We start from the raw sequence: 20,341 nt of genomic DNA, 5'->3' as shown, positions 1-20,341 counted from the left end.
ACAAGAAATACAAATGAAATCATTAGTAAAAAATATATTCATATCATTCCTTATAGGCTGTGTTGTGTTTGTTATAGGAAGCTTCCTTTATAATCAGTTTTATTTTAAAAGTTTTAACGAAGCTTTAGTGGATTTTATGTTTTATCAATTGTATTCCTTCGTTCTAGGTTTTTCAAATATGTATTTTTTTGATTATTTGGAACGTCGCTCTTGGGGTGGGAAAGATGGAATAAAACGAATTGTAGTTGGTATTGTAGGTTCTGTAGTCATTACTTTAATTGGATTATTTTTACTTAGGATATTCACATCAGTAATTTATAACGGCAATTCGTTTCAGGACTTTTTGGCTAATGAAAAATTTGCGAATTACCAATTCGGGCTTTGGATTACTTTAACCATCGTCATCATTTTTCACTCCATCTACTTTTATAACCGGTACCAGCAAAATAAAATAAAGGAACAAAAGGTTATTGCGGGAACGGCGAGTGCCAAGTTCGATGCCTTAAAAAACCAATTAGATCCTCATTTTCTATTTAATAGTTTAAACGTGTTAACCAGTTTAATTGAAGAAAACCCGGAAAATGCTCAGAAGTTTACTACCTCACTATCAAAGGTATATCGCTATGTTTTAGAGCAAAAAAACAAAGAATTGGTTTTAGTGGATGAAGAACTGGAGTTCGCAAAAACCTATATGTCACTTTTAAAAATGCGCTTTGAAGACAGTATCATTTTCGACATTCCCGATAAGGCAAACAATCCAGAAAGTAAGGTAGTACCACTGTCTCTGCAACTACTTTTAGAAAACGCCGTAAAGCATAACACGGTAACATCCAACAAGCCATTGCATATAAAAATTTACGAAGAAGCCGATAGTTTGGTGGTGGAAAATAACCTGCAGCCTAAGCAGATAGTAAAAAAGAGCAGCGGCGTAGGCTTAAGCAATGTTATGCAGCGTTACGATCTGCTAACAAGTAAAAAAATAAGTATTAACAAAGAAGCAAACCGGTTTGCAGTGGCTATCCCGATGCTTACGAAACAAATTTATAACATGGAAACAAATCATCATTACAACGAACAAGATGCCTACTATAAGGCTAAAAAGCGTGTAGAAGAAATAAAAGGCTTTTACTCTAATTTAATCTCCTATTGCTTAGTTATCCCATTTCTAATATTCATTAATTACCAAACGTATTGGGGGTTCCAGTGGTTTTGGTTCCCCATGTTAGGCTGGGGTATGGGCTTGGTATTTCATGCCTTTGGAGTTTTTGGTTACGGAAAATCGTGGGAAGAACGTAAAATTCAAGAAATATTAAGTAAGGAACAAGCAGAAAACAATAAAACCTGGAAATAATGAGCGAAAATTATATTGAGAATGATCGTTACGAACGCGCAGCAAAACGAGTAAAACGTATTGCAGCTTTTTATAGACACGCATTAGTTTACGTGGTAATTAATATTATGATTGTAATAATAAACATCCAAAATTTAGGAGAAGGCGAAAGCTATTTTCAATGGCATAATTTTATAACCTTGGTATTCTGGGGCATCGGATTGTTGGCCCACGGGCTCGCCGTTTTTACGCCAGGTTTTATTCTTGGTAAGGACTGGGAGGAACGGAAAATAAAGGAACTTATGGAAAAGGATAAAAAATCTTGGAAGTAATTGCTCTTTATATTACACATATCACACATTTTCTATTTAATTTTTGAAATAGAGAATGTGTGATTAATCTCTAGTTGCCAAGACAGTGTTTGAAATTGTATATTTTAGTTGCAATTTTAAGCACCAACTTTAAAGACTTAGAAAATCATACAACTTTTTAACTTAGTAAGGAAATGAAAGTAATCATCATAGAAGACGAAAAACCATCAGCTAGACGCTTACAACGGATGTTGGTCTCATTAGCTATCGAGCCTGAAACGATGCTCCATTCCGTAGAAGAATCTATCGCATGGTTTCAAACAAATCAACACCCCGATTTAATATTTTTAGACATTCAATTAAGCGACGGACTTTCCTTTGAAATCTTTGAAGCCGTCGACATAAAATCTGCAGTCATTTTTACAACGGCTTATGATGAGTATGCGCTGCAAGCCTTCAAACTAAATAGCATCGATTATCTTTTGAAACCAATTGATGATGATGAACTGGCAAATGCCATTAAAAAATACCAAGAGCGCTTACCACAAAAACAAGCTGTTACTTTAGATTTCAATGATATTAAAAAACTGCTTGTTAATCCCATTGATCGCGATTACAAAAAACGATTTTCGGTAAAAGTAGGCCAGCATTTAAAACTTATTAATATCGATGATATTGAGTGTTTTTATAGTGAAAACAAAGGTACCTACCTACACACTACCGATGGTAGAAACTACCTGTTGGATACCACTTTGGAATTATTAGAAAACGAATTGGAACCACAAACATTTTTTAGAATAAACCGAAAATTCTATGTGAACATTAATGCTATAAAGGATATGGTAAGTTATACCAATTCCCGTTTGCAGATAAAACTAAATTCGTATAACGACGATGAGGTTATTGTAGCGCGGGAACGCGTGAAAGATTTTAAAGCTTGGTTAGAATAATCAATTGTCAGTTTTTAAAACCGTATCTGTCTTTAAAACAGGTTTAGGAATGGAATCATTTTCAATGGTGTTTACGGGAACAGGTAAAGCAACTTCGGTTTTAGGTAAATCGCTTTCATTATATTCCGTTTCTTCCAAGTCTTCGGTTTTTTTACCAATATTTACATCTGGGTTGTCTTGTGTGCCTGTTATTTTAATAGGAATTCCTATAATACCAAGCGGCGGCAAACCTAAGCGCATTTTAATATTCAACTTGCTATCAAAACTCGTTTGTCCTTCTATTCTTGTTCTGAAACCTGCGACTTTAAAACGGAATTGTTCAATATTAATAATGTTGTTTTTTATTTGGGTTTTAATCTCTATTTTCGATAAATCAGGATCTTTAAAAGCATTGTTTGCCGTTTGTTTGCTTATCACGTTAAACATTTTAAAGCCTTTCATCTTTACACTCTTAACAGATAATGTGCCGCCACCAACAAGCGATGGGTAAATAGGCGTCATGTTTCCGTCTAGTTTCCCTTTTATTTTATAATCCAACGATACAATACCTTCAGCATTTTCGGCAGCTGAAGCCATGTCTCTAAACATTTTAATATCGGTATAGGCCTTTTTAATATCAAAGTCTTCTGCTTTAATAGAAAAGTCGAAATCGGCTTTATTTAGGGCTTCATCTTTGTAGGTTGCACTCATATTGGCGGTGCTGCCAATAATGCCAAACTTCACATTGTTAAGCGAAATAGTGCCTTGTTTTATTTTAAGGTTTCCTATTAGATTATTGATTTTTAATTCCTGAAAATCAATATTCCTAAAATTAGCATTTAAGTTGAAATCAAATATTTTCGGAATTATAATAACGCCCGTTGTTGCTGTTGTTGTGTTTGTTGAAACTGTAGTAGTCTCACTTAAATCTTCGTCCTCAGGTTGTTTTTCATTTTCATTTACAGAAGTTAAAAATTCATCAACATTCAAATAATTGGAATTTACTGAGAAACTTCCTTTTAGAATTTCATTCTCAGAAAGTGCAAAATTAATCACGTTTTCCATGTAACCATTCATCTGGAAAGTCGATTTTCCGTAGCTCGCATTGAAATTTGTGAAATTCATTTTGTCCTGGTTGAAAGTGAAATGCCCTTTGTTTATAACAAAGGCTTGTGGCAAAAATTCGGAAGTTGTTTTTATGTTTTGAAGTTCTAGAGTTCCTTTGTTTTGCAGCGCATTATAATTGCCATTTGTAGCGTCACTTTGTTTGCCTTTAAAGGAAACATCTGCGTTTACGTAGCCTTCAAGTTCTAGGCCTTTTTGAGAAAAAACCTTGTAAATTTTAGCAATATTAAGTTCGCCCTTAGCTTTAATAGCGTAATTGATGTCTTCAAAATTTTTCAAAGTTGCTGTTACATAAAATGGTTTGTCTTCAAACGAAAAGGACGCAGGTTCAATGTTTAAGCTCAACGTTTCCATAGTACCAGTTGTATTTGAAACCTGAGCTTTGAAGTTAATGTCTTCTATCGGGTTGGGGTAATATACTGTTTTTAGGAAGGCATCTTTAAGTTCTAAATTACCATTCGTTTTCGGGAATTTGTTTTCTGCTTTATTATAAATGCCTTTTGAAGCGATGTTGGCATAAAAGGTTCCTTTTAAGTCAAATCCTGAAATTCCAATAGTTTTATGCAATTTTCCTAAATCAATTTTCGATCTTATTTTTGCATCAACTTCTGGGGTGGTAATGCCTTTCAAATTTAATATGGCGCTGAAATAGTCTTTTCCTAAATCCAGATAAATAGAATCTAAAGCAACTTCCAGTTTATCTGGATTTAAAGCTGGTAGTTTTGTTTTTAAGTTCATGTAAATATTTTTAACGGGTTCTGAGGCATTGTTGTGCGCAACTAAACCGTTTCTAATATTCATATTGAATAAAATATCGGGACTCATGTTTTTTGATGAAATGTATTTTCCTTTAAGTGAAAAGAATAAATCGGTTTCTCCTTGGATTTGTGTTTTTTCCAACCATGTAACGTATTGTGGTGGTAGTGCGGTAAAGAAATCTAGCAATTGACTTTTTTCAGATTTCACAACAAAATCCAGATTATATCCATTGCTTAAAAAATCAAATTTACCTTTAAAATCTACTGGAAGTTGATTGATTTTTAAGTTGTTTTGGTCGAAAATAAAGGATAATGAATTGGTGTTTACTTTCGTAACAAGCTTTGCGTTTACTTTTTTGTTTTTTAGATACTGTTCGCCAGAAAATTGAAGGTCGAACGATTCAATTTGTGCATCGGTATGCAAATCGAAAATGGCCTCGTCTAGTTTTCCTTTTCCTCTGTAATTAAAACCCTTGGCATCAATAAGTATATCGGTTGAAGCATCATCGTAAACCAGGTGTGTATTGGTAATATTAATACGTCTTAGTCGCACTTTTGCAGATGATTCTTCGGTTTCAACTTCTTCATTTTCTGAAACATATACGTTGTAATTGGCGCCGCCTTTTTTATCGACTTTTATGTTTACCAAGGCATTGTCTACAAAAATACCATCTATATTCACCGATTTGGAGAATATTAAACGACTTACATTAATCCCCAAGGAGATTTGTTTTGCAGAAACGAGCGTGTCATTTTTAAAAGGCTCCGAACCTTTAAGTAAAAAGTCTTCAAGGTCTAAAGTCAGGGAAGGGAAGTGACTGAAGAACGACAAGTTCGCTTTGGTGAAACTAAGTTCGCCCTTTAAATTGTTGTTGGCTAATTGCTTGATTTTGTTTTCTACGTATTCCGGAAATAGCATCGGAAATACAGTAATAAAAATTAGTATTGAAACAACAAAAATGCCCGTAATTTTAAGCGCTTTTGTAACTAGTTTTCCACCCGAATATGTCACTTTTTTACGATTTTGAGATTAAAAATTATCGTTTTAAAAATCAGGCAAATATATTAACTATAGTATGAGTTTTGGAGTCCGGAAAGTATTAAATAAATCACAAAGTTTAATCACTTTTTCGGGTACAGGAGCTTATGACTTATGGTATTGCTATCCCGTTAAATTTAAAAGTTATTTGGAGGATTCGCTCTAATTGTGCTAGAAATCACCTTATTTTATTTTCAACAACGGATGATTTAAACCACCAACTTCATTTTTAATAACTTCAAATTTATCGATATGTTCAAAAAGTTGGGTTAAGTTTTTAAAACCGTAACTTCTGGGGTCAAAGCTTGGGTCAATTTTTCTAATGTTTAAGCCTAAAGTAGATATGTGTGCTTTGTCTTCTTCATTGGTAGAAATATCGAAAGCTTTATCAATAGTTTGTAAATCTTCTTTTGACAGGCTTACTTTCGCAGCAACTTCTTTAACCTTTGGTGTTGTTTGTTTTTGCGATTTTTGTGGTTTTTCTTCCTTGTCTTCTTTTTTTAGATTCTCGGTAAACGTGAAAACTTCACACGATTTTACAAAGGCTTCAGGGGTTTTTTTCTCACCAATGCCCATTACAAATAAGCCTTCCTCTCTAATGCGTTTGGCAAGTCCCGTGTAATCACTATCACTGGAAACAATACAAAATCCTTCGGTGTTTTTTCCGTGCAGAATATCCATGGCATCGATAATAAGCGAACCATCCGTGGAGTTTTTTCCTGTGGTATATGAAAACTTTTGTATTGGACTTATGGAGTGCTGATTTATTATGGCCTTCCAACTATTCATTTGTTGCGAAGTCCAATCGCCATAAATACGCCTAATCGTTGCTTTACCGTATTTGGAAACTTCTTCAATTATTTCTTTTATTAATTTTGGCTGCGCATTGTCGCCATCTATTAGTACAGCAATATTGAATTTATTTTGCATTGGTTTTTAGTGATTTTTTTAGAGGTGTTTATTTAGGTAGTCAAATACTAATCAGATTCTAATTATTTTTTCTTCAGTTGAAATAAGTCTTTACGTCTGTCTCTTAGATTTCTTACGCTACCAAATTGATTTAGTTCGCGAAGCATATCAATATCCACATCGGCAATTAAAATCATTTCAGTATTAGTGGTAGCTTCGGCTTTAATACCATTTGCAGGAAATGCAAAATCGCAAGGGGTAAATACCATAGATTGCGCAAATTGAATATCCATGTTATGCACCTTTGGTAAATTGCCCACACTACCGGCAATGGCAACATAGCACTCGTTTTCAATGGCGCGGGCTTGGGCGCAATGACGCACTCTAGAATAGCCGTTTTGCGTATCGGTTAAGAATGGTACAAATAGAATATCCATACCTTCATCAGCTAGGATTCTGCTTAATTCTGGGAATTCGGCATCGTAGCAAATTAAGATGCCTATTTTTCCGCAATCGGTATCAAAAGTTCTTAATTCGTTACCGCCCTGCATACCCCAAACTTTAGCTTCATCGGGTGTAATATGTAGTTTCTCATAACGTTCCGTGGTACCATCACGCTTGCATAAATAACCAACATTGTATAATAAATCGCCTCTTAATTCAGGCATACTTCCTGTAATGATGTTAATGTTGTATGAAATAGCAAACTCCGAAAATTTTTGTACAATAGTTGGAGTGTGTGCTGCCAATTCTCGTATGGCCTGACTTTCGGGCATGTGGTTATGATCTGCCATTAAAGGCGCGTTAAAAAACTCTGGAAACAAGGCAAAGTCTGAACGGTATGCCGACACGGAATCAATAAAAAATTCTGCTTGCTGCATCAATTCTTCCATATCTTTATACAAACGCATTTGCCATTGAATTAAGCCAAGGCGAATTACTTTTTTCTTAGTAATTGCTTTGTTACTTTTCTTTTCGTAATAGATATTATCCCATTCCAATAACACTGCAAATTCGTTTGAAGCTTTGTCTCCTTCCAAATAGCCTTTTAGAATTTTTGAAGGGTGAAAGTCGTTGGATATTTGAAAATTTAAAACTGGGTCGTGAATTTCTTTACGTTTAACTTTATCAATGTATTCTTTTGGCGATAACTCATGCGAAAATTTGTGGTAGTTTGGTATGCGTCCACCAAAGGCAATACCTCTTAGGTTAGCGCGTTCAGCCAGTTCTTTTCGGTAATCGTATAGCCGTCTTCCTAATCGTAAGCCCCGGTATTCTTTTTTTATAAACACATCAATACCATATAAAACATCACCACGGTCGTTGTGGGTATTGAATGAAAAATTTCCTGTAATATCTCTGTATGTATGATGATCGTCAAATTGGTTATAGTCTAAAATAATTGATAACGCACAACCAGCCAATTCACCATTAACTTTAATAATGACTTGGCCTTCTGGAAATTTTTCAACTAATGTTTTAATCTGGCTTTCTCTCCAGTACGAACCTGGCATGGTTTCATAAGCTTCAATCATCACTTCTTTTAACGCTGGGTAATCTTCAAGTGTTAAAAATTGTAATTCAATATTTTCAATGTTACGTATCATGTGTAAATTATTTTCTTTTATTTTTTTAATTAGGGCGTTACCACAAGTGGCATTACATATGTGAAGTCTTCACGATTTCAATTTTTAATTAGAAATTTACGAATAATCCCTAAGACAATTCATTTTACTTTTGAAAAGTAACAATAAACAACGAAAAAGTAAAGTCTATTTTGCTTCTAATAGATTGTTAATTTTCTAATTAGTTAACTTCTAGTTTGTTTTTATTGTTTTTTCATGAACTGACGTATGGCTACCCATTGTTTTAGCATATCTCTGGCATCTTGCGCAGGATAACCTAAAACGGTTTTTCCAGCAGCAACGTCGCCAACAACTCCCGAACCAGCACCAACAGTAGCACCAGAATGAATGGTTGTATGGTCTTTTATAGATGCACTGCCTCCAATGATAACGCCATCACCTAAAGTTACCGAACCGGCAAGTCCGCTATGCCCAGCCATAATACAGGAGCGTCCTAAAACACTGTTGTGGGCTATTTGTACTAGGTTGTCAATTTTACAGCCATCACCAATTATGGTAGCGCTAAATTTAGCACGATCTACACACGAATTGGCGCCAATTTCAACATAATGCCCAATTATAACGTTTCCTATTTGAGGTATTTTTACGAGTCCTCGACCATCATCACTTGGTCTGTATCCAAAACCATCGGCTCCGATACTTACATTGGTGTGGAATATACAATTGTTTCCAATAATGCACCGTTCACGAATAACAGTTCCAGACCAAATAACAGTGTTATCTCCAATAGTGGTTTCATCAAACACACAAACGTTTGGATATAAAATAACATTATTGCCTAATTGAACATCTTTACCAACATAACAGTTAGGCCCAATTTTACAGCCCGAACCAATGTTTGCAGTGTCATGAATAACGGCTGTTGGGTGTATGTCGGTTTCAAAAACAGGTGCAGGCGGATTGAATAATTCCAGGACCTTAGCCATGGCTAAATCGGCATTTTTCACCTTAATGATGGCACGATTTTCTGCGGGTTCAATTTTTAATGTATCGTTTACTATTACAGCGCAGGCTTTGGAATCAGCCCAATATTTTAAATATTTTTGGCTTCCTATAAAAGAAATATGATTGCTTTTGGCGTTTTGTAATTGTTCAGGACCTTCAATGCTTTGTGTGGTAGTTCCTATCAACTCGCCGTTTAAATGGCTGTTAATTTCCTCAATAGAGTACGATGTCTTCAAAATTTTGTTGGGTTTATGGGTTAATATGAAGTAGTCGTAAATTTAATCAAAAAAAGGAGACTAAGAATTTTTATTCTTCAATTCTGTTATCATCAAAAGCAGAAGGTAGTAGCTTAGGGATAAATTTTATAACCAGAGGCAATAAAATGGCGCCTCCAGGTAATAAAAAGATAGCTAAACTCGGAATGGATTTAAAAATATCTAATAACTGCTCTTGTACCTTCTTTTGTTCCATTGGCGTTAAATCTCGTTGGGTGGATTTGGTTAATAAAACCATTAGCTCTTTGCTGTCTTTTAACTCTTGGTAAAGGCGCTTGCTATTTCTTATTATTAGCTTTTTCACCATTTTACTTGAGTTGTTATAAAAACTCCTGGCCATATTATTGGAGTTTAATAAGGCGATTTGGTTGCGGTGTAAGCTGTAAAAGGTGTTAATTGTTTTTATGGACTGACTAATATGTATGGTGTCCATATTTAAATCGTTACTTAATTTAATTAAAAACAATTGTTCTTTATCATCAATGGTCTTATCGCTCCAGGTTGCCATGCATGCAATATCCATTACATAATACTTTTCTAAATCAGTTTTTAAAAATTTAATTGCTTCCTCATATGCAATAGGGGTGCTATCATGGTAGCGTAATGAAGATTCAAAAAGTTTAATTAAACTATAGTCATATTGGTTTTTAGAGGCTTTAGAGTTTAATGCACCTATTGAAATAGTTTCAATGGCAGATTCTAAGTTTTTTATGTAATCAATTGAGATTTTTTTATTGACTAAATATTCCTGATACGCTAAAACATCAATATATAAGAGTACGTTTATTATAAAATAATTGAAGGTTTTTGTAATAAAATTATCATCTATTTGAATGCGCTTGTGTAAAATGTTTTCAAGTTGTTCGCTCGATTTTTTGCCAGATAATAAATCATTAAAAAACGAGGTTTTAAGTTCGTTTATTTCAGTGTAAAAGTTAATAACACTGTCTATAAAAGGGATGTTGTTTTCAGTGTTAGTATGTGTATACAATAAAGCTAAACACAAATTTGTTTTTGATAGTTCTTCGTCTGTAAAGTCTTTATTAACAATAACATTACAAACAACATCAAAATTACTTCCATAAATAAACCCACAATCTCTTAAAGCGTTGTAAAATGTTTCGCTTTCAACGTTTAAATAAGAGTTGTTTTTGGCCACTTCTTTAAGTAGCTTTTTTATCCAGCCATTAGCTGATGGGTTCATAATACAATGATTTATATCATACAAATGTAATGTTTTAGCTTAATAATGCACAACTATTTTCATTGACAAAATTTTAACAAAAGTGTGCCTTATGTTTTTTGCTAAGTAAGGGTGTGTGTTAAATAATTACTAATAATTAAATCTCAAAGACATGAAAAATTTTTAAAGTAATTATTGGATTTTTTGGTTTTTTTTTGAAAAGCGCTTGGGTTTATTGGCATATAACCAAGCGCTTTTTTTAATTGTTTTGAGGGTAGGGTAAAAATGCCTTATGATGTTTATTCTTTTATGATTTTTAATGTGTTGCCATCATCAAATTTTAAGAAATACAGGCCACTGTTTAAGTTTTTTACATCAATAGTTTCACCATTAGTAATTTTTCCTTGGTTGGTTTTGGTACCATTCATATTATAAATGCTGTAATGCTCATCTTTTGTTAAGCCAGAAACAGTTATATGGTTGATTGCAGGATTCGGGTAGAAATTCAATTCCTTTTTTTGGTGTTCTAAATCTAAAACATTAAGCGTAGAGATAGTTAGTTGAAGTGTGCTTTCTTTTTGTATGTTATAATCGGCTAGCGTTCTCCCATCTTCAAGCAGCTTGTCTTCAAACGTTAATATTTGTTGGTAAGGTGGAATGCCTTCTTTATCTTGAATTTTTGCTTTTATATTTTCAATAGTGTCATTTGCTTCAACTTCTAACGCTATGGTTTTTCCGGCTGGAGTTTTAACAAAAATTTGCATTGCTAAGGCATTTAATGATAATAAAATGAATAAGGTTACTAGGTAAATTTGTTTCATGTGTTTGTTGTTATTTGTTTATGTTAATTAATGTCGGATAATTTTTATCCATATAGTGGTCAAATTTAGCAAATACTACTTTAATAAAAAGTAGTATTATGTTTCTAAAAAGTTATAAGAATTAGCCATTTTAAAACAATAGTTTCGTGAAATATGGCTACAGGTTAAAACTAATTTTTTAAGCTGTTAATTGGTATACAGCATCAGGTGTTTTATAGTGTAAAGGTAAGTATAAACTAATGTTGTTGTATATAATCATTGTATTTTCAAAACAATGATTTTCTTTTGGATTATGTTACTAACAGTCCCTCTGTATTTTGAAACTAGGAATATGTGAAATGTTAGCGGTATCGGTAATAGTTATTCATTTTCATTGAAGTACTTTACAATCAGATACATATTGTCGATTATATATTCTTCATTTAAAATTTTAGAGACTAAGTTTTGATTTTCAGAGAATAATTCTGCTAATTTTTTCTTATGTAAAAATTCGCCTAATAATAAGATTTCTTGTCCTTTCTCGATATAAAAATAAGTTATTGATCGACCTTCATATTGGTTTGTTTGAAAGTTGAAAAACTTACTATGATGTTCATATTCATGTAACCTAACTTTTCCATCTAATACTAATTTCAAATAAGCACCATTTTTATCAAAAATAGTGGCTTTTCTTTTTTCTTTATGAATATAAATTTCATTATTGAGTCTGTATGATTTTATACTGTCTTTATCGATATTAATTTTTGTGTTTGATGCATCTAAAAGGTGCAGTTTTCCAAGAGCAGGGTCTTTAATTTCTCCGTAAATGGTGTCGTTCAATTTTGTTACAATATAATCAGGAAGCCTTTTTTCAATGTTGATAAAATCTCCTAATGTGATAGCAGTGCTATCTTTCGTAATGATTCTGTTTCGTTCTGTTGTGTAAATTCCGTCCGTTTTTGGAGGCTCTACATAAACATAGATTTTATCATTAAATCTTATTTTTTTGAATTTCTGTAATCTGTGACTACGAAACTTAATTCGGTCTTCGTCAGGGTTGGTATTTTTTTCATAAAGAACAGCTCTTTTAGAAATAAAATTTCTAATCGTGCCATAAATCGTGTCATGGTTTTTATCAATACCAAAGTCCAAGTAGGCATTCTGAGAAAAAGTAAAAAAAGGAAGTGTAAATGCTAAAATTAAAAATGTTCTTTTGTTTTCCATTATTATTGTCAACAGTGTCCTGTCCAGAAATACGATCACAGTTTAAAACTAATTTTTACGCTGTTAATTGGCATACAGCATCAGGTGTTTTATAGTCTAAAGGTAAGTATAATCTAATGTTGTTGAATAAAATAATGGTGTTTTATGTGGTTTTTTTGAGGGGGCTGTATTTGTCATGGCTTTATCGAGATTAAATTCATCTTTAAAGCATTGGGTATAAAAATTGATTCATGATGCTTGGGACTAAAATAGTTTATTTGGTTGCTCTAATAGGGCTCATTTTTTTAGTTATTAATTATTTTCATAACGACAATAATTAAGAGTTTATTAGTATAAAAAATGCTATAATAACCAGTAAAATACAGTTTAATAATACACAATTAAGATGTTAAGCCTTAAAAGAACCAAGAAAGACAAAAGTGCAGGAGTCTGTTTTTTAAGCTTTTATTTAGATATTATAGATCAAATGGTAAACAGCTCAAACAGCTAGGTTCACTTTTAAAAACTAATAAGATGTAGCCATTTTAAAATAAAAAGTATTAAAATGGTTATACCCGTACTCAGGTATATAGCCCCTTCCCAATAGAACGTTCTTGCGCCCCAAAGTTTCCACATATGCTTACCATATTCTTTTTTGCGATGATTGGCAGTTAGTATCCAAAAAATAAAAAGAATAATTAAAAAAATCGCTGGGATTATTAAAAGGGAAATTTTGCCATAGTCTAATTCCATGTTTGTCTGTTTTAAATTATTGGGAAAGGATTTGTAATTTATTTGCAACCTTTCAATGCCGCATTTAAAAGTTATAAAAATAACCGCCATGCTGCGGGGTGTTTATTCTGTAACCTTTGCGTAACCCGATATGCCTCGGAAGCATTTGATAATTTGATTGCTCCCTGGTTCGCCTGCATGATAGTGATATCCTCTTAGGTCGTCGGAATGTCCACCACAATCATCTAACGCTTTCGGTTTGTTGCCCTCGGTGTCCAAAAAAGCATAAATACCAAATCCATCCATGGCGTACCCGATAAGTGGGGCGTGTAAGTCTGCCTGTTTAATTTCTTTGGTAGCCCCTGTAGCGGCATGGTAATGATAACCCCCATGAGGGTTAACATGTCCGCCGTGGTCATCTAAAGGTGCAATCGTATGTGCCGCTAATATGGCGTGCATAGGTGCAGGAGGGTCAAACTTCACACCATTTAAGGCTACTCCAAGGCCATTTCTTCCCAGTCTTTGAGGTATGTCTTGGTAAATTGGGTGTACAGGTATCACAAAGGTAGTTACTTGGTGTTCAAAAAATTCCGGTAAACATTCTACGCAATAATTTTGGTAGGCTTCTTCAACTTCTGGTTTTGCAGCGCTTAGACAGCCTTCTAAAGTTTCGGTAACTTTTATAGAACCGTCTTCTCGGTATAGTTTCCACTTATCATCACTATAAAACGTGTCGAGATTGGCAATAAAGTGTCCGGAAACATCATAAACGTTACCGTTATCAAACCAAATACCTGCTTTCTCCATACCATCATCTAAGTGTCTTGGGCACCAAGGCCCCATTTGGTGTTCTGTAGCCTGGGAATGTGTTTTTATAACATAGCATAAGGTTTCAAGCCCATTTAAATTTATTTGTTCTTCAGTTATCCCTCCAATAATATTTTCAGAAATAAAATAATCTTTGTTAACGGCTACTGTTTTTATAGTTCCACTTGCTTTTAAATTGGATTTACAAGCGTAAGTGCTTATGATGATAAGAAGAAAAATGATAGATTTTTTCATAATAATTAATTTATGTGCTTCGGAATTACGAGCTATAAGAGTTGAATGATTTAGTAGAAGTTCTAAATTCCAAAAAATAGTTTTTGGAAAATTAAGGTGTATTTAATTCTCTAATGTAATAAATAAAACTTAAATAACCTTTTTGTTGGGTTTGAGTACAAGTGTCCATTTTTTTCTGTTATTAGCTCTTTTGTACTAGGCAATTAATACGCATGGCTTGTGTTAATTGGTAAAATGAATATTCGCGTGGCTGTAAAGTTTTCTGAATAATTTGTCAATTATGTTTAAAATAATTCATGGAAATAAGCAAAACATTAAACTTAATAAATAAATAGTACCTTTGCGGCTTAACTAAAGAGATGTTCTATATGCAAGTATAGCGTAAGGTCTCAAAACACATTATATGTCATTTAATTCTTTAGGCTTATCCCAAGCCTTGCTAAAAGCAATTAGCAAAAAGGGATACACTACCCCAAGTCCCATTCAACAAAAAGCCATTCCACCCATATTACAGGGGAAAGATGTATTGGCTAGTGCGCAAACAGGAACTGGAAAAACAGCAGGCTTTACATTGCCGCTTTTACATATACTTTCAGAAAATCCAAAAGAAAAATATAAGCCTATTCGTGCCCTAATTTTAACACCAACCCGCGAACTTGCGGCACAGGTATATGCCAATGTTAGAGAATATAGCGAGTTTTTAAATTTGCGTAGTGCTGTTATTTTTGGAGGGGTTAATCAAAACCCGCAAGTAGCAACCATGCGTCAGGGTATTGATGTTTTAGTAGCAACCCCTGGACGTTTGATAGATTTAATCAATCAGAACCATATTTCATTAAAACGTGTAGAAATTTTGGTTTTAGATGAGGCCGACCGTATGTTGGATATGGGTTTTTTGCGAGATATTGAACGTATTATTAAATTAATGCCTGAAAAGCGACAAAACTTAATGTTTTCGGCAACCTTTTCACCAGATATAAAAAAGCTAGCACATGGTATTTTAAATCATCCGGTGCAAGTTGAAGCAGCCCCAGAAAACACAACCGTCGATGCTATTTCTCAAAAAGTATATCGCGTTGCCAAAGGTTTAAAAACCGATTTAATTATTAAATTAATTACAGACGGAAACTGGCATCAAGTCTTAGTTTTTACCCGTACTAAACATGGCGCTAATAAACTTTGTGAAAAAATGGCAAAGTCAGGTATCAAGGCGGCAGCTATTCATGGAAATAAAAGTCAAGGTGCACGTACTAAAGCTTTAGAAGGTTTTAAAAATGGGGCCGTAAGTGTATTGGTAGCAACTGATATTGCGGCACGTGGTTTGGATATTCCGTTATTACCGCATGTTATTAATTTTGAGTTACCAAATATTTCTGAAGATTATGTACACCGAATTGGAAGAACGGGTAGAGCAGGGGCTAGCGGCGAAGCCATTTCTTTGGTAAGTGCTGATGAAACAACCTTTTTAAGAGATATTGAAAAATTAGTAGGAATAAAAATTCCTGTTGAAATTGTAGAAGGTTTTGAACCAGATCCGAATGCTTCAACCGAACCAGAAAAACGCCAACAACGTACGGGTGGTGGTAGAGGTCGTTCTAGAAATAATGAGAAAGCGGCGAATACGAATACGCAAAAAACCGATAGTAGCCGTCGCCCAAAACGAAATACAGACCGACGCAGAAACGACCGACGTAATTAAAACACATGACACCAAGTTTAAAAGCAAAAATTATAAAAGTCTGTATTGAAAAGATAGCAGCCAAAGGAGACGGCGTTGGCCTTTCGTTTTATGCGTTTTTTGAAAATAAAAATAGCAATCCAGATCTTTTAATGGAAGCGGCTACTTGGTGGATTAAGGAACATAAGTTAGACCATTTTGAGAAGGCTGTAAAAATTTTAAAATTAGTAGCATAATTTTGATTTGTCCCCTCGAGCGCAGTCGAGAGGTGTTTTATTATTATGTACTTAATGAGGTCTCGACTGCGCTCGACCAGACAAAATAATGGAACAACCAAATAACCCACTACACGGTATAAAACTAGAACAAATCATTAACGATTTGGTGGCGCATTATGGCTGGGAATATATGGGCTATACTATAAAAATTAAGTGTTTTATAGATAATCCCTCGGTAAAATCCAGCTTGAAGTTTTTAAGGCGTACACCTTGGGCACGAACCAAAGTGGAAGCCATGTATTTAAACATGCTGAAAAACAACAAAAAAGGTTCAAGTAATTAACTTGAACCTTTTTTGTTGGTCTTAATAGCTATTGCGAGTCTTTATTTATTGCCCTCGCCTTTTCCTTTTCCTCCGCTTTTTGCCATGGCAGTTTTAAATTCTTCTAAAAATACCAAACCATTAGCATCGGCATCCATCTTAGCAAAGCGTTTTTCTAAAATCTCCGGAGCCACTTCTTTTTTTGTTTTTCGAGCTTTAAATTCTTCTAACGACATAGCACCATCTTTATTGGTATCTAAGGCAGCAAACATTTTTTCTGGATCTGGTTGCTGTTTTTGTTTGTCTTGTGCATTCCCTTGTGAGAAAGCGAATAAACCTAATGCTAATACGCCTAATTTTAATGTTGTTAATTTCATGTCCTTATTTTTTTATTAATTGTTTATTACAATGTTATTGTGCTTTAGACTATGAAATTATAAAAAAGTTTAATGTCATGTTTATAATATTAATTAAAATGTTTAAGGCCTTCATAAACAACAATGCCTACGGCGTTGGCTAAGTTTAAACTTCTAATATGTTCACTATATAAAGGGATTTTGTACAGTTGATTTGCGTAAGTTTCAAGGATGTATTTAGGCAAGCCAACAGACTCCTTTCCAAAAACAAAAAATAGATTTTCTTCAAACGGAATGTCCCAGTGGTTTTTGGTTCCGTGGCTAGAAAGAAATACCATCTTTTGGTCTTTGTTTTTACTGAAGAAATCATCAATACTTTCATAGTAAATGATGTTAACATGTTTCCAATAATCCAGACCAGCACGTTTTAATCGGGCGTCACTAATTTCGAAACCAAAAGGTTTTACCAAATGTAATATGGAACCAGAGGCTAGTGTTAATCGCCCAATATTACCTGTGTTATTAGGGATTTCGGGTTCAATCAGTACAATGTTAAAGGGCATAAAAAAGTGTCATTTTATTTAAAAACAAAGATACTGTATTTAAATAAAATGACACTTAAAGTCAACAGCAACTATAATTAATGTGAAACAAGAAATATTTTAGATTGTTTAGAGGCATCACTTTGAATAATATTTAAAATATAAGCCCCGTTAGAAAAAGAAGACGTATCTACTTTTATTTCATTATCTAAGGATTTTACGGTTTCTTCCCTAACTTTTCTACCATCCAATGTGAAAATTTGAATGCTTTTAACTTGTGTTTTTATGCCACTTAAAGTTAATAAGTCACTAACAGGGTTAGGGAACAGTTTTACGTTGTTATTTAATTGTTTTTCATCAATAGAAAGGCTGTTTGCCGAGCCATAAAATTCTATTTCATGAATGGTTGTAAATCGGGAACCAGCTGGCTGTCCATCGCCAACAATTTTTACATACCTGGTGGCAGGTGGTGGCGGAATTAAAGTGTGCGGAACCTTTACTTCGGGGGTAGTGCTAAGCGTAAAGAATCCACTTTCCGGATATACAAGTGTAAAATCGGCTGCATCTGGATAAGAGGCAGGCGACTCTGGGACTTTGGAGGAAACCCAAATTTGTAAATTATAGGTTTTTCCGTTGGTTGTTGCAATATCTACTAAATCCAAATCAAAAGCACCTTTTAAATCATAAATGATGATGGAATAGCCACTGCCGTTTGGATCTAACCTCGCGTCCGAAGCCCATTGGGTATTAGGATTCTTATCTAAACTATGTATTGCTAAATTGTTTTTAGATTTTGATGGGTCTATTTCCTCATTAGTAACATAAACCACACTCACATCTGTAGCTGTTTTGTTAATTAAGTTTAAGCCATCACGAGGGTCTGGCGGCGGTGGCGCAGCTTGTGTAATATTCAAGGTTCTAACAATGTTATCACCACCTGCTACTTGTGTAAATATTACGGAACCTGTTCTATTTTCCGTACCATTGTTTTCTGTAACCGAAATGGAAACTGTGGCATCACCAGAACCTGAAGTAGGTGTAAAGGATATCCAAGAAGCGTCGCTTGTAGATGCTGTCCAGCTCACATTCGCACTAACTTCAACATCATAACTACCTGCTTCATATGAGAGTTCTGGTAAGCTACTAACAATTAAAGATTCGGGGATTATGATTGTGCAATCGCCATCTGTTATTTTAACTCCTAAGTTATTTAGAAAACAAGCACCAATTTCATGGCCCACCATAGCGTCTGTGGCAGGGGTATAAGCACCCATGTCCGCTCCTTTACCAGTGGCTCCATTAAAGGTGTAAATCTCCCCAGTAGCTATGGCGGTAATTCCTGTATCTTCAGCAAAACCTGTGTTTGTTGCACCTAAGGTGGTGCCACTATAAACGTTTCCGCTATAAACCAAAGCCGTGCCAAGACCGGTGTAAGAAGAGGGGGTGTCTCCAGAAATAACAGGCGTTAAATTTGCGGCTGGATAAGTCGCATCAAAATAAATTAGGTTATTGCTAACGGTTCCTGTTGGGTCGGTTGATCCTTTATCTAAGTTGTAAAACAAAGGGGCATTCGTGTTTACAATCGTGTTATTCGATAAGTTGATATTAACAACTTTCTGATAATCGCTGGACATGCTGCTTGCTGTACAAGAAACATCATTACTGGCGCTTCCACCTAAAAAGGTAATGCCATTATTCCATTTTGCTTGGTCATTAACATTTATACAATCTTGAATGTAATTGTTTGTAATCGTATGGTAGCTATCTACAATCCTAATACCACCAGTTCCTTCTACATTTTCACCCAAAAAGTAATTACCATCAACCGTGGCATAGGAGCCATGACGAAGCACTAAAGAGCCTCTGCTTCTTCTAAACGTGTTATTTATATAGGTATTGTTTTTACTTTTATTTGTTATAATTTCATTTTCCCCATCAGCTTCTACAAAATAGTTATTACTCACAATGCAACTACTGTCTATATTCTGGTAAGAACTAGTTCCAATACGGATTGTTTCGCTATCTCCGCTGTTCGTTAATGCAGCATCAATCTTTTCAAATTTGTAAAAATAATTGTTGCTAATGGTATGGCCTACAATATTACAGCTTGTGTTTATGGTACGATATGCGGGGTCGCTACTTTCATAGGGAGGTGCCCATGCATTATAGGCGAGTTCCACAAGTACCATATTCCCAGAGCTAGGTTTGTTCATAAAGGAACAGTTTATAACGGTATTGTAGGTGCCATATAGGGTAATCCAATTATGTTTTTCACTTACACCTACTTCCATATCGGCCGGGTCTATACCTAAACCGTCCATTGCACAATTTTGAATGGTACTATGATTGGCAAAATCATTTCCATATCTAAATTCTACAACACTGCTAGAACCGTAACCGCCTTGCCAATAAAACCCATCAACAACTACATAATCGCCACCAATTCTCATTTGCAAACCCCCTGTAAATTTAACACCACCCGGTGTTTCTGCTCTAAAAACAATGGGCTTATCAGCAGTACCATTCCCAATAAAATTCACTCGGCCATCGGTAGAATAAACGCCATTTGCTAAAATAATTTCATCTCCAGGAACATAGGTCTGGTCCATTAAGTCTTTGGGGTCATTAATGTAATACGTAGATTGTCCTATTACTGAAACGGAAAATAGTAATAGGAAAAATGTGGTGATTTTTTTCATCTTATTATTATGTTTAGTTTAATTATATTGGTTATCCAATTTGGTTTACCAATATAATTAAATAATTAGCATCCTGTAAAAAATATCGTTAAAATGCATTTTCGTATGATGAAAAACACTACAAGAATTTAGCTATTCAAAATTGAGAACTTCTAATAGCAATATCTTTTATAAAACCATGTTTTATTGAAAAACTAGAATGATTTTATTTAAATTATGAAGAGACTGACATACTCAAAAAGTGTATTTAAAGCACAAAACTTTCGCATAGCTTTATAA

Annotated in this window: 17 protein-coding genes; 6 read left to right on the top strand and 11 right to left on the bottom strand. The window is 34.3% G+C overall.

The window, feature by feature from the left end; genetic code table 11:
* Positions 1 to 13 precede the first annotated feature (13 nt).
* The 3 genes from ABYI63_RS02515 (at position 14) to ABYI63_RS02505 (ending at position 2,591) form a co-directional block, all read left to right on the top strand.
* The gene (locus tag ABYI63_RS02515; RefSeq protein ID WP_372753094.1) at positions 14 to 1,351 is read left to right on the top strand and encodes a 2TM domain-containing protein; all 1,338 of its coding nucleotides are present in this window, start codon (positions 14 to 16) and stop codon (positions 1,349 to 1,351) included.
* Positions 1,351 to 1,662, top strand: a complete 312-nt coding sequence (locus ABYI63_RS02510; protein WP_372753092.1) for a 2TM domain-containing protein — start codon at positions 1,351 to 1,353, stop codon at positions 1,660 to 1,662. Before ABYI63_RS02515 ends, ABYI63_RS02510 begins: the two co-directional genes overlap by 1 nt.
* A gap of 173 nt (positions 1,663 to 1,835) precedes the next feature.
* Positions 1,836 to 2,591 carry a LytR/AlgR family response regulator transcription factor gene (locus ABYI63_RS02505; protein ID WP_372753090.1) on the top strand — a complete coding sequence of 252 codons (756 nt, stop codon included), beginning with the start codon at positions 1,836 to 1,838 and terminating at the stop codon, positions 2,589 to 2,591.
* On the opposite strand, the gene ABYI63_RS02500 is transcribed toward ABYI63_RS02505, so the two are convergent.
* The 8 genes from ABYI63_RS02500 to ABYI63_RS02465 form a co-directional block, all read right to left on the bottom strand.
* Complete coding sequence (locus ABYI63_RS02500) at positions 2,592 to 5,465, bottom strand: AsmA-like C-terminal region-containing protein (protein WP_372753088.1); 2,874 nt, start codon at positions 5,463 to 5,465, stop codon at positions 2,592 to 2,594.
* A gap of 210 nt (positions 5,466 to 5,675) precedes the next feature.
* Positions 5,676 to 6,422, bottom strand: coding sequence for an NYN domain-containing protein (locus ABYI63_RS02495; protein ID WP_372753086.1), 747 nt, complete (start codon positions 6,420 to 6,422; stop codon positions 5,676 to 5,678).
* A gap of 62 nt (positions 6,423 to 6,484) precedes the next feature.
* The gene (locus ABYI63_RS02490) at positions 6,485 to 8,008 is read right to left on the bottom strand and encodes a GNAT family N-acetyltransferase (RefSeq protein ID WP_372753084.1); all 1,524 of its coding nucleotides are present in this window, start codon (positions 8,006 to 8,008) and stop codon (positions 6,485 to 6,487) included.
* Positions 8,009 to 8,229: 221 nt separating this feature from the next.
* On the bottom strand, positions 8,230 to 9,228 hold the full coding sequence (gene lpxD / locus ABYI63_RS02485; RefSeq protein ID WP_372753082.1) for a UDP-3-O-(3-hydroxymyristoyl)glucosamine N-acyltransferase: 999 nt from the start codon (positions 9,226 to 9,228) through the stop codon (positions 8,230 to 8,232).
* Positions 9,229 to 9,298: 70 nt separating this feature from the next.
* The gene (locus ABYI63_RS02480) at positions 9,299 to 10,471 is read right to left on the bottom strand and encodes an LETM1-related biofilm-associated protein (RefSeq protein WP_372753080.1); all 1,173 of its coding nucleotides are present in this window, start codon (positions 10,469 to 10,471) and stop codon (positions 9,299 to 9,301) included.
* Positions 10,472 to 10,749: 278 nt separating this feature from the next.
* Complete coding sequence (locus tag ABYI63_RS02475) at positions 10,750 to 11,271, bottom strand: ubiquitin-like protein (RefSeq protein ID WP_372753077.1); 522 nt, start codon at positions 11,269 to 11,271, stop codon at positions 10,750 to 10,752.
* Positions 11,272 to 11,631: 360 nt separating this feature from the next.
* The gene (locus ABYI63_RS02470) at positions 11,632 to 12,474 is read right to left on the bottom strand and encodes a hypothetical protein (protein WP_372753075.1); all 843 of its coding nucleotides are present in this window, start codon (positions 12,472 to 12,474) and stop codon (positions 11,632 to 11,634) included.
* An 834-nt stretch (positions 12,475 to 13,308) separates the two neighbouring features.
* The gene (locus tag ABYI63_RS02465; protein WP_372753073.1) at positions 13,309 to 14,247 is read right to left on the bottom strand and encodes a YHYH protein; all 939 of its coding nucleotides are present in this window, start codon (positions 14,245 to 14,247) and stop codon (positions 13,309 to 13,311) included.
* Between the two features lie 403 nt (positions 14,248 to 14,650).
* Between ABYI63_RS02465 and ABYI63_RS02460 the strand changes: the two genes are divergently transcribed.
* From ABYI63_RS02460 to ABYI63_RS02450, 3 genes are all read left to right on the top strand, one after another.
* Positions 14,651 to 15,946: a DEAD/DEAH box helicase gene (locus tag ABYI63_RS02460; protein ID WP_372753071.1), complete on the top strand. Its 1,296-nt coding sequence runs from the start codon at positions 14,651 to 14,653 to the stop codon at positions 15,944 to 15,946.
* Positions 15,947 to 15,951: 5 nt separating this feature from the next.
* Positions 15,952 to 16,161, top strand: coding sequence for a DUF6500 family protein (locus ABYI63_RS02455; protein ID WP_372753069.1), 210 nt, complete (start codon positions 15,952 to 15,954; stop codon positions 16,159 to 16,161).
* 88 nt (positions 16,162 to 16,249) lie between these two features.
* Positions 16,250 to 16,486, top strand: a complete 237-nt coding sequence (locus tag ABYI63_RS02450) for a VF530 family DNA-binding protein (protein WP_372753067.1) — start codon at positions 16,250 to 16,252, stop codon at positions 16,484 to 16,486.
* A 41-nt stretch (positions 16,487 to 16,527) separates the two neighbouring features.
* Here ABYI63_RS02450 and ABYI63_RS02445 read toward each other — a convergent pair whose 3' ends face one another.
* The 3 genes from ABYI63_RS02445 to ABYI63_RS02435 all read right to left on the bottom strand — a co-directional run bounded on the left by ABYI63_RS02445 (position 16,528) and on the right by ABYI63_RS02435 (position 20,062).
* Positions 16,528 to 16,842 (bottom strand): EF-hand domain-containing protein, encoded by a 315-nt coding sequence (locus ABYI63_RS02445; protein ID WP_372753065.1) that lies wholly within the window; start codon positions 16,840 to 16,842, stop codon positions 16,528 to 16,530.
* Positions 16,843 to 16,931: 89 nt separating this feature from the next.
* Positions 16,932 to 17,384 (bottom strand): tRNA (cytidine(34)-2'-O)-methyltransferase, encoded by a 453-nt coding sequence (locus tag ABYI63_RS02440; protein ID WP_372753063.1) that lies wholly within the window; start codon positions 17,382 to 17,384, stop codon positions 16,932 to 16,934.
* 77 nt (positions 17,385 to 17,461) lie between these two features.
* Positions 17,462 to 20,062, bottom strand: a complete 2,601-nt coding sequence (locus tag ABYI63_RS02435; RefSeq protein ID WP_372753061.1) for a chondroitinase-B domain-containing protein — start codon at positions 20,060 to 20,062, stop codon at positions 17,462 to 17,464.
* Positions 20,063 to 20,341: the final 279 nt, after the last annotated feature.

Source organism: Mariniflexile sp., assembly GCF_041583155.1.
In the GTDB taxonomy this organism is placed as follows: domain Bacteria; phylum Bacteroidota; class Bacteroidia; order Flavobacteriales; family Flavobacteriaceae; genus Mariniflexile.
Note: the sequence above shows the minus strand (reverse complement) of the source record. Positions and strands in the feature narration are given on the sequence as shown.

Coding starts and splice junctions, on each gene's coding strand:
- ABYI63_RS02475 (WP_372753077.1), bottom strand. CDS start 11,271: ATGAAACAAATTTACCTAGTAACCTTATTCATTTTATTATCATTAAAT.
- ABYI63_RS02445 (WP_372753065.1), bottom strand. CDS start 16,842: ATGAAATTAACAACATTAAAATTAGGCGTATTAGCATTAGGTTTATTC.
- ABYI63_RS02435 (WP_372753061.1), bottom strand. CDS start 20,062: ATGAAAAAAATCACCACATTTTTCCTATTACTATTTTCCGTTTCAGTA.
- ABYI63_RS02455 (WP_372753069.1), top strand. CDS start 15,952: ATGACACCAAGTTTAAAAGCAAAAATTATAAAAGTCTGTATTGAAAAG.
- ABYI63_RS02490 (WP_372753084.1), bottom strand. CDS start 8,008: ATGATACGTAACATTGAAAATATTGAATTACAATTTTTAACACTTGAA.
- ABYI63_RS02460 (WP_372753071.1), top strand. CDS start 14,651: ATGTCATTTAATTCTTTAGGCTTATCCCAAGCCTTGCTAAAAGCAATT.
- ABYI63_RS02515 (WP_372753094.1), top strand. CDS start 14: ATGAAATCATTAGTAAAAAATATATTCATATCATTCCTTATAGGCTGT.
- ABYI63_RS02450 (WP_372753067.1), top strand. CDS start 16,250: ATGGAACAACCAAATAACCCACTACACGGTATAAAACTAGAACAAATC.
- ABYI63_RS02440 (WP_372753063.1), bottom strand. CDS start 17,384: ATGCCCTTTAACATTGTACTGATTGAACCCGAAATCCCTAATAACACA.
- ABYI63_RS02470 (WP_372753075.1), bottom strand. CDS start 12,474: ATGGAAAACAAAAGAACATTTTTAATTTTAGCATTTACACTTCCTTTT.
- ABYI63_RS02510 (WP_372753092.1), top strand. CDS start 1,351: ATGAGCGAAAATTATATTGAGAATGATCGTTACGAACGCGCAGCAAAA.
- ABYI63_RS02505 (WP_372753090.1), top strand. CDS start 1,836: ATGAAAGTAATCATCATAGAAGACGAAAAACCATCAGCTAGACGCTTA.
- ABYI63_RS02480 (WP_372753080.1), bottom strand. CDS start 10,471: ATGAACCCATCAGCTAATGGCTGGATAAAAAAGCTACTTAAAGAAGTG.
- ABYI63_RS02495 (WP_372753086.1), bottom strand. CDS start 6,422: ATGCAAAATAAATTCAATATTGCTGTACTAATAGATGGCGACAATGCG.
- ABYI63_RS02465 (WP_372753073.1), bottom strand. CDS start 14,247: ATGAAAAAATCTATCATTTTTCTTCTTATCATCATAAGCACTTACGCT.